Annotated in this window: 10 protein-coding genes; 4 read left to right on the top strand and 6 right to left on the bottom strand. The window is 61.2% G+C overall.

From position 1 onward, the window contains the following. Positions 1-69: 69 nt before the first annotated feature. The 3 genes from ACWKV9_RS15485 to ACWKV9_RS15475 form a co-directional block, all read right to left on the bottom strand. Complete coding sequence (locus ACWKV9_RS15485) at positions 70-1,275, bottom strand: pyridoxal phosphate-dependent aminotransferase (RefSeq protein ID WP_483836999.1); 1,206 nt, start codon at positions 1,273-1,275, stop codon at positions 70-72. 103 nt (positions 1,276-1,378) lie between these two features. After that, the gene (locus tag ACWKV9_RS15480) at positions 1,379-2,164 is read right to left on the bottom strand and encodes an SDR family oxidoreductase (protein ID WP_483836998.1); all 786 of its coding nucleotides are present in this window, start codon (positions 2,162-2,164) and stop codon (positions 1,379-1,381) included. Between the two features lie 39 nt (positions 2,165-2,203). Beyond that, positions 2,204-3,160: a GntR family transcriptional regulator gene (locus ACWKV9_RS15475; protein WP_483836997.1), complete on the bottom strand. Its 957-nt coding sequence runs from the start codon at positions 3,158-3,160 to the stop codon at positions 2,204-2,206. A 169-nt stretch (positions 3,161-3,329) separates the two neighbouring features. Between ACWKV9_RS15475 and ACWKV9_RS15470 the strand changes: the two genes are divergently transcribed. The 3 genes from ACWKV9_RS15470 to ACWKV9_RS15460 all read left to right on the top strand — a co-directional run bounded on the left by ACWKV9_RS15470 (position 3,330) and on the right by ACWKV9_RS15460 (position 6,175). Further along, entirely contained in the window at positions 3,330-4,253 is a 924-nt protein-coding gene (locus ACWKV9_RS15470; RefSeq protein WP_483836996.1) for a dihydrodipicolinate synthase family protein, read from the top strand. A 74-nt stretch (positions 4,254-4,327) separates the two neighbouring features. Then, a complete protein-coding gene (gene speB, locus ACWKV9_RS15465; RefSeq protein WP_483836995.1) occupies positions 4,328-5,293 on the top strand; it encodes an agmatinase in 966 nt (321 codons plus the stop codon). Positions 5,294-5,380: 87 nt separating this feature from the next. Beyond that, complete coding sequence (locus ACWKV9_RS15460) at positions 5,381-6,175, top strand: transporter substrate-binding domain-containing protein (protein WP_483836994.1); 795 nt, start codon at positions 5,381-5,383, stop codon at positions 6,173-6,175. A 239-nt stretch (positions 6,176-6,414) separates the two neighbouring features. Here the strand turns inward: ACWKV9_RS15460 and ACWKV9_RS15455 are convergent, their stop codons facing one another. After that, positions 6,415-7,380, bottom strand: a complete 966-nt coding sequence (locus ACWKV9_RS15455; protein ID WP_483836993.1) for a 5-oxoprolinase subunit C family protein — start codon at positions 7,378-7,380, stop codon at positions 6,415-6,417. After that, complete coding sequence (gene pxpB / locus ACWKV9_RS15450; RefSeq protein ID WP_483836992.1) at positions 7,377-8,108, bottom strand: 5-oxoprolinase subunit PxpB; 732 nt, start codon at positions 8,106-8,108, stop codon at positions 7,377-7,379. The genes ACWKV9_RS15455 and pxpB overlap by 4 nt, the downstream gene beginning before the upstream one ends. A 172-nt stretch (positions 8,109-8,280) precedes the next feature. Here pxpB and ACWKV9_RS15445 point away from each other — a divergent pair, with 172 nt between their 5' ends. Next, complete coding sequence (locus tag ACWKV9_RS15445) at positions 8,281-9,057, top strand: LamB/YcsF family protein (protein ID WP_483836991.1); 777 nt, start codon at positions 8,281-8,283, stop codon at positions 9,055-9,057. A gap of 540 nt (positions 9,058-9,597) precedes the next feature. Here the strand turns inward: ACWKV9_RS15445 and ACWKV9_RS15440 are convergent. Further along, positions 9,598-10,848, bottom strand: a complete 1,251-nt coding sequence (locus ACWKV9_RS15440) for a D-amino acid dehydrogenase (RefSeq protein WP_483836990.1) — start codon at positions 10,846-10,848, stop codon at positions 9,598-9,600. Between the last annotated feature and the right edge of the window lie 126 nt (positions 10,849-10,974).

The following is a 10,974-nucleotide window of genomic DNA, read 5'->3' as shown; positions in this document are numbered from 1 at the left end:
CAGGTCCGCTCCCACGGGTTTTGCATTCGACGGGGGCTCGGCGTGTCTTTCAAGATGCCCGCGGCTTAATCAGACCAACCGGCCACAGGCCCCTTCGATTCGCTGACACGCGTCGTCCAGCAGTCGATCATCCACCGCGTAGGCAATGCGCAGATAACCCGGCGCGCCAAATGCCGAGCCATGCACCGTACCGACCTTGGCCGCATCGAGCAAATAGCTGGCGAAGTCAAAGTCATCGGCAATCACCTTATCGTCGGGGGTTTTCTTGCCGTACATGCCTTGGCAGTTCACGAACAGATAAAACGCGCCCTCCGGCATCGCGCAGGCCAGGCCGGGAATGCGCTCGATACTGGCGAGCACGCGATCCCGACGCTCGGCGAGTCGGCCGATCCAGTCGTCGATAAATCCAGTCCCGCCATCCAGCGCTGCAATCGCCGCCGCCTGGGAAATCGAGCTTGGGTTCGAAGTGCTTTGCGATTGCAGAACCTGCAACGCGTCCACCAGCCATTTCGGCCCGCCTGCGTAGCCAATCCGCCAGCCGGTCATGGAGAAAGCTTTGGACAGACCGTTGACCGTCAGCGTACGAGACAGCAAGCGCGGTTCGACCTGCGCGGGCGTGAAAAATACCTGACCGAAACGGGTGTGTTCGTAGATGTCATCGGCCAGGATCAGCACGTGCTCATGACGCAGCAGCACGTCGGTCAGCGCCCGGATTTCAGCCTCGCTGTACACCGCGCCGGTCGGGTTGTTGGGCGAGTTGAGCAGCACCCAGCGCGTGCGTTCGGTGATGGCAGCCTCAAGCGCTGCGGGCTGCAATTTCCAGCCGTCGGCCTCATGGCACTTCACGACAATGGTTTCACCTTCGGCCAGCGACACCATGTCTGGATACGACACCCAATACGGTGCGGCAATGATCACCTCATCGCCCGGATTTACCGTCGCCATCAGCGCATTGAAAATCAACTGCTTGGCGCCTGCGCCAGCGATGACTTCGCCAGCGGTGTAGCTCAGGCCATTCTCACGGCTGAATTTGTCGATGATCGCCTGCTTCAGACGCGCGCTGCCAGGCACGGCGGTGTACTTGGTTTCACCGGCATTGATGGCCTCGATACCGGCGTGAGCGATGTGCGAGGGCGTAGGGAAATCCAGCTCGCCTTCACCCAGATTGATCACTGAATGCCCTGCTGCGGTCAACGCGCGGACCTTGTCGGAGATTTCGGCAGTGGGCGATGGCCGGACACGGCGCATGCGCTGGGCCAGAAGCGGTGTGAACATAGTGGTTATCTCTCGGTAATTGCATGCAGAGGTACAGATTGTTCAATCTGCTCAAGCGCTGTTAATAGGCGCAGAGGTCGAGATTGATCAGTCGATACAGCGTTCAAATGCTGCGAATCAGTCCGCCGTCCACGCGCAAACTGGTGCCGGTGATATAGCCCGCACGGGCGCTCGCGAGAAAGGCCACCGCGTCCGCAAATTCGGCGGGATCGCCATAACGGCCGACAGGAATGGTATTGCGCGAGGCCTCTGCAACCGCTTCGGCGGTAGAGCCGGTGCGTTTGGCTGCCGCCTCGTCCAGCTCGCCAACCCGCGCCGTGGCGATACGACCGGGGATGACCGAATTAACCGTGATGCCCTCGGCCGCCACTTCGCCTGCCAGGGTCTTGGCCCAACCGATGATGCTCGCGCGCAAGGTATTGGAAATCCCGAGATTGGCAATCGGCTGCACGACGCCGGAGGAGACAACATTAATCACCCTGCCCCAACCGCGCTCACGCATGCCGGGAAGCAACGCGGCGGTGATCTCGAACAGCGGGCTGACCATGCTGTCGAACGCGCCCTGCCACTGGGCGGTTTTCACTGCGCTGACGGCTCCCGGCGCCGGGCCGCCGCCGTTATTGATCAGGATGTCGTAGCTGCGACCCTCGGACAGCAGGCCTTCAAGCGCAGCACGGCGCTGGGCCGCATCAGCCAGATCCAGCACCAGGTAATCGGCTTGCGCGCCTTGTGCGGCAAGCTCTGCCACAACTTCCGCCAGCACTTCACGCCGACGGCCACACAGCGTAACCGCAGCACCTTCGGCAGCCAGCGACCGGGCAATCGCCAGACCCAGACCGCGACTCGAACCCAGCACCAGCGCTCGTTTACCTTGCAAACCTAAATCCATGAAAACCTCTCGCTACAGGATGGATCGCTCCCGAGGGCGCTAATCCAGAATCGGGACAACCGCTGCTTTGCGTGACGCTCGGGGTTTTGCCGGGGCCTTGCCCACACGGGGTTTTCCGGGCTGGGCTGCGTCGTCGGCGTGGGTCAGGTGTCTGCGCATCAACTCGCTAGCCTCGGCGTAGTGCCCGTGCGCCACTGCGTCGATGATCGCCAAGTGTTCAGTGCACCAGTCACGCACCCGTCGGCGGTTGGCGTAACCGGCAAATTCCAACAGCTTGCGAAGGCGGTTCTGCTGCTGGATGGCTTGGATCACGAAGGTGTTGCCGCCGAACTCGGCGAACATCTCGTGAAACTGCGCGTCGGTTTCGAACAACTGCGCGTTGCTGACCGCCGCCGAATCGGAATGGCTGGCCAGATACAGATGCTGCAACCGTGAACGCTCAAGTGCGGCGGCATTAGGCGTGAATTGCGGCTGAAGAAAGTTGGCCGGCTCGACCATCAGGCGAAACCGGTAGCCGCTGCGCAGGGCTTCGTCGTTGTCCAGCGTCGGCAAGAAACTCCAGCCGTGACCTTTGTTGCGCATCAGCAGGCCGTCCTCGGCCAGGCGCGTCAGGGTTTTCATCAGCGTGACCCGGTCAACGTCGTAGCGCTTGGCGATTTCGGTCTGGGTCAGGGAATTGGCTATCTCACCGCTCAACCGGTCATTCACCAGCCGCTCATACAGCGAATCTTCAACACTCGATGAAACGCTCAGTTCCACCCGCTGCAGGGCATCGAAGGCCTTGAGCAGGAAAAACCCCTGATTGCGTCGGGCTTCGACAATCCCTTCCTCGACCAACAGCTTCAGCGCGTTGCGGATCGGCGTGCGGGAGACGCCCAACAAGTCGGCAATCTGTTGTTCACGCAGATGATGGCCCGGCTCGAATTTCGCCTTGCGGACGAAATCGAGAATCTGGTTAGCCAGACGGCGGCTGTTCTGACCCGGTAACGAAGCCATGGACGCAAAACCTCAAAAAATAAAGTGCGCACATCCTATCAAGGACGCTCACCGCTGCCGTCTACCCGCATGAAAACCGCGGCATCGGTGACGCGAAAATTTATTGTACATATGAATACAGATAATACAATATCGGTTCACTCTGACGAACAGCCCCCAGGGAAAACCCATGCAGAACCTTCAAGAATGTCGCGAACGCCTCCACGGTATCTTCAACATCACAGTCACGCCTTTCACCAGCACCGGCGAGTTCGATTACCCGGCCATGGCCGAGAACATCGAGCGGGTCATTGCCCTGGGTTACGACGGGTTGCTGATCGGCGGGACATACGGCGAGTTCGCTGTCATGACCTGTGAAGAGCGCGCCGACATGTTCCGCAAGGTCATGGCCATCGTCGGCGACCGAGTGCCAGTGATGCTTTGCACTGCAGGCTCCGACAGCCGCGATGTGCGTCAACTGACGCAACTGGCTGGCGATCTGGGTGGCCTGCCGATGGTCACGCCGCCGTTCGTGTCCGAGATCACCGATGCCCAGATCGTCAGCTTCTTCGAGCAGATGGCGCCGCTTTCGAAGACCGGCATCCTGATCTACAACGCCCCCGGTATTGGCATCACCCTCTCGGTGCCGGTGATCGAGCAACTGGCGCAAATCGACGGCGTGGTCGGTTTGAAACAGGGCGATCTCACACCCACGGTTATCGACCGTATCGCCAATAAGCTGGGGGGCAAGGTTCGACTGTTCTGCGCCTCGGACCTGGTGTTCAGCGGCCCGATGATGGCGGGTTTCGACGGCATCAGTTCCACCAACAGCGGTGCATTGCCAGAGCTGATCCTGGCGACCTTCCGCGCGCTGCAGAACGGCGACGCAAAGCTGGCCATTGAATTGCATCGTCTTTGGTTCCCGCTGCGTGAACTGGCGCGCAAACACGGCCAGCCGCAAACCACCAAAGCCATCATGAATCTGCGCGGCTTCAAAGGTGGCTCGGTGCGTCAGCCATTGCTCGACCTGCAAGGCCCGGCGCTTGAAGAAGTAGCCGTGGCGTTGCGCGCACTGGCCTGCGATCCGCGCTCGGCGATTGTGCTGTCTGCGTAGGCCAAATCCGAATATAGCCGGTGATGCATCGCGCATACCGCCTCCCGAAACAAGCTGAGCAACAGGAGCACCACATGAGCGTATTACCCACCGATTCCCTCTCCACGCCGCGGTTCTGCGGCGTGCCGACTTTCATGCGTTTACCCATGGCCACCACATTGGAAGGCCTGGACGCCGCAGTCATTGGCTTGCCGTCTGATTCCGGTGCGGCGTTCCGTACCGGCGCGCGTTTTGCGCCCAATGCGGTGCGTGCAATGTCGGTGATGCTGCGCCCGGTGAGCCCGTACCGCGACAACATCAATATTTTCGAAACCCTGAACATCGCCGATGCCGGTGATGCGGCAGTGGTGCCCGGTTATGAAGAAGACTGCCTGGAGCGGATCGAACAAGCCGTGGCCGGGCTGGTAAACGCTGGCGTCGTGCCGTTCGGTATTGGCGGCGATCATTCGGTGACCCTGGGCGAACTGCGCGCGGTGGCGGCCAAACACGGTCCCGTCGCGCTGGTGCAGTTCGATTCCCACAGCGACACCTGGGACAAATATTTCGCCGACAAGCTCTACAGCGCGGGGACGCCGTTTCGTCGCGCCGTAGAAGAGAACCTGGTGGACCCTGCGCATTCGATCCAGATCGGTTTGCGTGGCTCGCTGTTCCGTCCCACCGACATCACTCAGTCCATCGATCTGGGCTACGAGGTGGTGACCACCGACCAAATGTTCGAAATGGGCATCCCCGCCCTGGCGGCACGCATCCGCGAACGCACTGGCGGGCGTCCAACCTTCATCACCTTCGACATGGATTTCGTCGATCCGGCCTTTGCGCCTGCGGTCGAGACACCGGAAGCCGGTGGCCCGTCGGCCCGTGAAACGCTGCTGCTGTTGCGTGCCCTGAACGGCATCAACCTGGTGGGTTGCGATGTCACGGAAATCAGCCCGATGTACGAAGGCGCTGGCCAGATCACGTCGCTGCTGGGCGCCACGGTGCTCAGCGAGTTCATATCACTGCTCGCCAGTGAGCGGCTAAAAAACCTGAAGCCTGCCTGATCCACTTGCCTGACTTGATGAAATAAACCCCCGGCCTGCCCCGCCACCGTCCCGCGTTCAACATTAACCAGCAAAGAGAGCGTGACCATGAAAGTCAGAAATATCGTGCAAATGTTCGCGGCAGTGTCGGTGCTCGCTTTTGGCACTTTGGCCAGTGCCGATGAACCGCTGGAACTGATCCGTCCAGGCAAATTGCTGGTAGCCACCGAAGGCACGTTCCCGCCGTTCAGCATGCGCAGCGCCGGGGGCCAACTCGATGGCCTGGAAATCCGAGTGATGAAAGAAGTCGCCCGTCGTTTGAACCTGGAATACACCCCGGTGCTGATCAAGTGGGACGCTTTGCTGGTAGGCCTGGCCGCCAATCAGTTTGATGTGATCAGCGCGGCGATGGACATTACGCCGGGTCGCCAAGAGCAGATTCTGTTCTCAGATGGCTGGCTGGAATCGGGTGGGCGAGTTGTCACACCGCCGAACTCTCCGATCAAATCCGCAGCGGACCTGAAGGGCAAAAACGTCGGCGTGCAGGTGTCCACCACCTTCAGCGCGATTGCCGAAGAGAAAGGCGGTGTGCTGAAAAACTACAAGGCCGAATCCGACGCTATCCAGGACCTGATCAACCACAACACCGACGCGGTGATCACTGACTCCATCAGCGCCGCCTACCTGATGAAAACCGTGCATCTGCCGATCGTCATGACCGACGATTACGTCAGCCACATCCAGAAGGGTTTTGCCTTCAAACTGGGTAAAAACAATCTGGTCAAAGCCGTTAACAAAGCGCTGGCGGACATGAATGCCGATGGCACCTATGCCAAGTTGACCCTGGACCTGGTGGGCTACGACCCGGCACCGAAAGAGCCGATCCGCTCGATCATCAAATAACCAATCAGATGCATGGCCGCGGGTTTTGCTTGTGTTGGAGCAAGCTCAAAAACCAGCGGCGCCGCAGATTCACTGTGGGAGCGAACCTGTTCGCGAAGGCGGTGTTTCGGACGATAGAGATGCAGGGACTGCACGAGCCCCTTCGCGGACAGGTCCGCTCCCACGGGTTTTTGCGTCCATCCGGGATCTCTTCAGCGCGGAGGAGCTATTGGCGAGGCTCGCACTGGAGGACGCAGCCATCAACTGCGCCGGCGATAACGCATCAGCAGTTCGTCCAGGTAAGCGTTGAGCAACACCTGACGCTCACACCACAAATCTTCGGCGTCCTCTACCGACACCTCAGCGAAGCTCAGCCAGTCACCTGGCTTGAGTTGGCCCAGCCGTGCCAGGTCCGCGCGAATCACCGTGGCGATTTTCGGATAGCCGCCGGTGGTCTGACGGTCGTGCATGGCGATGATCGGATGACCACTGCCGGGGATTTGCACGCTGCCGGTGCTGATCGCGTCCGAGACGATGTTGAAGCCCTTCAGATGAGCGATCACTGGGCCAGTCATGCGGTAGCCCATTCGGTCGCTCTGCCCTGACACCTGAAAGGATTCGCTGAGAAAGCGCCGGATTTCGACGGGGGAAAAGTGTGCCTGCTGCGGGCCCAACACCACACGCAACGGCTGATGTTCGCGCTGCGGCAACAGGCGCTGGCCCGGCGCTCGCGCGGCGGTTGGCAGGTATTGCGAAGGCGCCGCCAGCGGTAACTCGTCACCTTTGCCCAGCGCGCGACCGGCGAAACCGCCCAGTGCGCCACGCATCAACGTCGACACACTGCCCAGTACAGGCTCGGCAGCGAACCCGCCAGCCACCGCCAGATACCCACGCGCCCCACTGAGTGCCCGCCCGACCTTGAGCACTGCATCCGAGCGCAGCACATGGCACTGGTACGGCGTAACCGGCTGATCATCGATGAACACTTGCATGTCCCCCGTGACCGCAATGACGCAACCGCCCTGCCCGACCCGAAACTGCCCGCCCACCAGAGTGAACTCTAATGCGCCGGTCCCAGCCGGATTGCCGACCAGTGCGTTAGCGATGGCAAAGCTCAATTCGTCCAGCGCGCCGGAGGGTGGCACGCCGCGATCTTCGTATCCGGTACGGCCCCGATCCTGCAGCGTGGTAAGCAGCCCCGGATTCAAAACGTGAAGACTGCTCATGTGCGCCAGGTCCATTGCGGAAGGTAATCGGGCTGCGCCCAGAGATCATCGAACTCGTCGGCACTGATGGGCGTGAAGCGAATTTCGTCACCGGCGCCAAACAGAAAAGGCGCCTGGCGGGAGGGCACGAAACTGCGCGCGGGAGTCTGGCCGATAAGGTGCCAGCCGCTGGGCGCTTCGACCGATGCCACGGCGGTTTGCATGCCGCCAATACTGATCGAGCCCGCCGGGGTTTTCAGTCGCGGTGACTCGCGGCGCGAGGTGTGCAGCCGCTGATCAAGCCCGCCCAGATAGGCGAACCCCGGCATGAAGCCGATCATATAGACGCGGTAGCTGACAGCACTGTGCAGGCGAATGACGTCTTGCGGGTCGAGCTGATGGTGCTCGGACAGCCACAACAGATCGACGCCGTGATCGCCGCCGTAAGCCACCGGCACTTCCCAACTACGCACGGGGGCTGCTTGCTCATCGGGCTCGGCCAGCAAGCGTTCAACATGCTCGATCAATCTGGACTGACGAATCCGCGTGCAGTCGTAAGCCACAGTCAAGGCTCGGTAGGTCGGAATCAGGCCAGTGACGCCATCGATATGCGCATCGGCGACCCGTTTTGCCAATGCCGTGACACGTTGATTGACGGCCGCATCAATCACTTCGCCGAAGTCGATATACAGCGCATGATCGGCGATGGGCGCAATGCGCAAAGACGACTCCTGCTCCTGGGTGCTCAATGCTCAAGTCTCCACTGACCGCTGGAATGCTTTTGGAATACCAGAAGTATTCTGGCAATATGCTGTTGCGAAAGATAGTCCCGGAAGGCTCTTAAAACGACTTGATTTGACCTGGCTCACTGGCCCGGTCTGACTGAATCATGATGACCACAATCGTCTCACAGGTGACTGCATGTTGATCGATTTGAACTGCGACATGGGCGAAGGCTTCGGCGCCTGGAAGATGGGCGATGACAGCACAATGCTCGACATCGTGAGTTCCGCCAATATCGCCTGCGGGTTCCACGCAGGCGATCCTGACATCATGTTCGACACCACCGCCCTGGCCCGACAAAAAGGCGTGGCGGTGGGGGCCCATCCCAGCTTTCTCGATCTGCATGGCTTCGGTCGTCGGCAGATCCGTGGCGACAGTCCTGCCCAGATCGAGCGCCAGATCATTTACCAGATTGGCGCTTTCAAGGCATTGGCGCAGGCCGCCGGTCTGCCCCTGCAACACGTCAAGACTCACGGCGCGCTGGGCAACATGGCCAATGAAGACTTTGAACTGGCACTGGCCGTTGCGCGGGCAATCAAGGCGGTGGACCCGGACTTGATTTTCGTGGTGATGCCCGGCCTTGAAACCGAGCGCGCCGGCGAACAACTGGGCCTGCGCATGGCTAGGGAGATCTACGCCGACCGGGCCTACGCTGCGAACGGCAATCTCGTCTCGCGCAAACTGCCGGGCGCCGTCATTCACGACAGCGAAATCGCTGCGACCCGGGTGCTGCGCATGATCGAGGAGCAAGCCATCACCACCGTCGACGGTACGCGCATGCCCGTGCGCATCGACACCGTCTGCGTGCACGGAGACACCCCGGGCGCCACAGACATGGCCCGGCATCTACGGGCGCTGCTTGAAGGCGCCGGTGTGCAAATTGCGCCGATGGCGGCGGTGATCGGAGCCCGATAGTGACGAGCCGCTTTTGATTCTGGCCGAAGGCCGTAGGAGTCCAGCTTGCTGACGATCTGCCGCGCAGCGGCAGTAAACCTGCCGCACGCGGTGCATCAGGTATGACCGGGGCGCCTGATTTCGGGACCGCTCCGATCGGACGCGACCCGGAGCAATCGCCTGCAAGCAAGGCTCCTACGCCTTCGGCAGAAACCCAGCTTCACCACCCTCTGATCGGCGCAGCTTGTGGGAGGGAGCTTGCTCGCGATTCGATGGCTGGCGCGCGGAAAATGCTATGACGGCACGGACCTCTCGCGAGCAAGCTCCCTCCCACAGGCATGGCTGGGCTACCACGCATGTGTGAACGATCATATTCCTGAGGTCCAGCGCAAACCCGTGGGGTTTCATACCCCGTCGCTCAATTCAATGACGAGCCACTTTTGATTCTGGCCGAAGGCCGTAGGAGTCCAGCTTGCTGACGATCTGCCGGGAACCGGCAGTAAACCTGCCGCACGCGGTGCATCAGGCACGACTGCGAGGCCTGGGGTCCGGCCGCAGCCGTTATGAACCGAGCTGAAACGGCGCCGGATCTATCGGCAGCGGTTCGTTGAGCATTTGCGCCGCCAGCAGTCTGGCGCTGCCCAATGCCAGGGTAAAGCCCAAGGCGCCTTGCCCGACGTTAAGCCACAGATTACTGAAGTCCCCCGCACGCCCCACGATGGGTTTGCTGTGAGCCGTGCTGGGTCGCAGACCGGCCCAGGCTTGCGCCTCTTTCAAATCCAGCTGCGGGAAAGTTTCGGCCACTTGCTGCTTGAGTAAGGTGATGCGGGCAGGGTCCACATCGGCGCGGCTCACGCCCATGTCCACCATCGCGGCGATGCGCAGATGTTTGGCCAGGGGAGCGTAAACCACCTTGCGCGCGGCATCTGTCACGCTCAGGCGTGGTGCCTGCATTGCCGGGTCCAGCGGCACGCTCAGGCTGTAGCCACGCAGGGCATACAACGGCAGCGAAATCCCCAGCGGTTTGAGCAACGGCACACTGAACATTCCCGCCGTCACCACCACCGCGTCAGCCGCCAGGTCGCCCTGATCAGTGCGCACCGCCACCACGCGCTGACCTTCGCGCACCAACCCCTGCACCTCGACGCCGAGAGCCATGCGTACGTTAGGCATCTGCGCCAGCAAGCCCTTCAACCCCTGGCAAAAACGCAGGCAGTCACCGGTGGCTTCACCGGGGGTGTAAATGCCTCCGGCCAACTCAGGACCAATCCCCTGCAGCGCAGGCTCAAGCGCCACGCAAGCCGGACCGTCCAATATCTGCTGATCGGCGCCGAGCGTGCGTTGCCATTCCACCATCGGCGCAGACGCCGCCAGCGCTGCCGGATCGCGATACACCACCAGTTTGCCGGTGCGGATCAGATCGAACTCCAGCGGGTGCGCGGCCAGCAATTGGTCGAGGGAATCGCGGCTCAGATACGACAGGCGGAGCATCTCGCCGATCGTGCGCCGCACCTGGTCGCTGTTGCAGGCCCGCAGAAAGTCCAGGCACCAGCGCCACTGCGTCGAATCCAGTCGCGGGCGAAAACGCAACGGCGAGTCGGCACGCAACAACCACTGCGGCAACTTGCCGATCACTCCCGGATCGGCCAGCGGCGCGACATAGCTGTAGCTCAGTTGCCCGCCGTTGGCGAAGCTGGTCTCTTGCGCGACATCGGCATGGCGGTCCACCAGCGTGACCTGCACGCCCTGTTGCGCCAGATACCAGGCGCTGGTCAGCCCCACCACACCTGCTCCAATCACCACTACCTGCACAGCGTTCCCCTTTCAATAACGTGTTGCGACGGCGGCCATAGCACCAGGTTATGGCCGACCATCGATTTGGTCATGGCAATGCGCGACGAGGTTGGTTAGCGTTGCCGGTCCATTACCCCACCCAGG

This window comes from Pseudomonas corni (assembly GCF_057128765.1).
The sequence above is the reverse complement of the archived record's forward strand: the minus strand, read 5'-3'. Positions and strand labels throughout refer to the sequence as shown.

Bases quoted from the DNA above. Each gene is read 5' to 3' on its own strand.
- ACWKV9_RS15480 (WP_483836998.1), bottom strand. From the start codon at position 2,164: ATGGATTTAGGTTTGCAAGGTAAACGAGCGCTGGTGCTGGGTTCGAGT.
- ACWKV9_RS15485 (WP_483836999.1), bottom strand. From the start codon at position 1,275: ATGTTCACACCGCTTCTGGCCCAGCGCATGCGCCGTGTCCGGCCATCG.
- ACWKV9_RS15455 (WP_483836993.1), bottom strand. From the start codon at position 7,380: ATGAGCAGTCTTCACGTTTTGAATCCGGGGCTGCTTACCACGCTGCAG.
- ACWKV9_RS15470 (WP_483836996.1), top strand. From the start codon at position 3,330: ATGCAGAACCTTCAAGAATGTCGCGAACGCCTCCACGGTATCTTCAAC.
- ACWKV9_RS15460 (WP_483836994.1), top strand. From the start codon at position 5,381: ATGAAAGTCAGAAATATCGTGCAAATGTTCGCGGCAGTGTCGGTGCTC.
- ACWKV9_RS15475 (WP_483836997.1), bottom strand. From the start codon at position 3,160: ATGGCTTCGTTACCGGGTCAGAACAGCCGCCGTCTGGCTAACCAGATT.
- speB (WP_483836995.1), top strand. From the start codon at position 4,328: ATGAGCGTATTACCCACCGATTCCCTCTCCACGCCGCGGTTCTGCGGC.
- ACWKV9_RS15445 (WP_483836991.1), top strand. From the start codon at position 8,281: ATGTTGATCGATTTGAACTGCGACATGGGCGAAGGCTTCGGCGCCTGG.